The 1,583-nt window shown below is 61.0% G+C and carries 2 protein-coding genes; one reads left to right on the top strand and one right to left on the bottom strand.

The features are described 5' to 3' along the window. Nucleotides 1–154 precede the first annotated feature (154 nt). Nucleotides 155–1,294 carry a PQQ-dependent sugar dehydrogenase gene (locus tag BN874_RS11560; RefSeq protein WP_230314413.1) on the bottom strand — a complete coding sequence of 380 codons (1,140 nt, stop codon included), beginning with the start codon at nt 1,292–1,294 and terminating at the stop codon, nt 155–157. A gap of 75 nt (nt 1,295–1,369) precedes the next feature. Between BN874_RS11560 and BN874_RS25690 the strand changes: the two genes are divergently transcribed. Beyond that, a partial coding sequence (locus BN874_RS25690) for a hypothetical protein (RefSeq protein WP_034433437.1) occupies nt 1,370–1,583 on the top strand: 214 nt, incomplete at its 3' end.

Here is a 1,583-nt window from a genome sequence, read left to right as displayed (position 1 = left end):
GTTCCTCTCAACCTAAAGCCTATCCGCTTCAAATTTTACCTAAAACTGATAGGTGGTGAGCCGGTGACCCACTCCGCTCGCGCACCGCGAGCGCCGCGGATGAGGGCTTCCCTGCCGCAATGATCCGGAACGACTACGGAGTAGAGGCCGTTTCTCAGGGCGGCATGAACTGAAGCAAGCGCCCGCCAGCGTAATCGATCAGGTACAATTCGCCCGCCTCGTCTTCGCCAAAGCTGGAGATCGAGAGGCTGGTCGCTAGTAACTCCTCATTAACCCACGCGCCCTGTCGAATCTGGGCGGCCCAAACCCGCCCACTGCCAAAATCGCCATACACATAGCGCCCGACCAGGGCCGGCACCTGCGTACCGCGATAGACATAGCCTCCGATTACGGCGCTTCCCAGGCGGTGATCGTACTCCAGCACTGGGAGGGTCAATGTCCCGTCGTTACAACCGCTGGCCGGTTTAAAGCAATGCTGCCCTTCCATGCGCCGCCAGCCGTAGTTCTGTCCGCCGGGATGGCCCGCCGGCTGAACGTTGATTTCTTCCCGGTGGTTCTGGCCGACATCGGCGATATACAAATCGCCCGTCAGGCGGTCGAAACTGAATCGCCAGGGATTGCGCAGGCCCAGCGCCCAGAGTTCCGGGCGCCCCTCGGTCCGGTTCACCCAGGGATTGTCGGCGGGAATCCGGTACGGAAACCGGTTAACGTCGATTCGGAGCAGCTTGCCCAGGAGTTCGTGGGGATTCTGTGCCCGATTTTGCGGATCGCCACTGCTGCCGCCATCGCCCATGCCGATATACAGGAAGCCATCGGGACCGAATTGCAATTGCCCGCCGTTGTGGTTAGCGTAGGGCTGCGGCACGGTCAGCACGAGGCGCTCGCTGGCGGGGGACGCGACATTCGGCGTCTGCGGTGAAACCTCAAAGCGGGCGATGACAGTGTGCCCAGACTGATTGGTGTAATTGACGAAAAAAGCCCGATTTCGGGCAAAGTCGGGGTGAAAGGCGAGGCTGAGCAGGCCGCGCTCGCCCCCGCTCGACACCCGATCCCGGAGATCCAAGAACGGCGTCGGCAGCACCCGTTTTCCGTCGAAGATCACAATCTGGCCGCCCTGCAAAATGATGAACAGCCGCCCCGACCCATCGCGGGCGGTGGTCATCGCGACCGGCTGAGCCAACTTGGTTGCCACCTCCCGCAGGGCGACCTCGGCCGCCGGTATCTCGCTGCACCACACGACGAGACTCAACAGCCCCCACACCCACCCGCTTGAACGAATGCCGGATTGCATCATGGCCTTTCTCCCTATCAACGCCGAGTTCACCACCCGGTTTAGCGGCTACGGTCGCAACAGGCGAATCGCCTGCTGATGTTGCGCCTGCCGGGCGGAATCCCAATCCCCGGCGCAATAGACCGTGATCTCAGTGATGGATTCACCGGCCATATCGGCGCGGATCAGTTCCCAGCAATACCACGACTCACCCTCCTGTTCCCAACGATCTTCGACTTCCAGCAGGAATCCCTCAACACCTATCAGTTTTCAGCCAGACTCTGTGAACTGAGTTTCATCGAGATGGGGATGG

This window comes from Candidatus Contendobacter odensis Run_B_J11 (genome assembly GCF_000531125.1).
GTDB classification, from domain to species: Bacteria; Pseudomonadota; Gammaproteobacteria; order Competibacterales; family Competibacteraceae; genus Contendibacter; species Contendibacter odensensis.
Note: the sequence above shows the minus strand (reverse complement) of the source record. Positions and strands in the feature narration are given on the sequence as shown.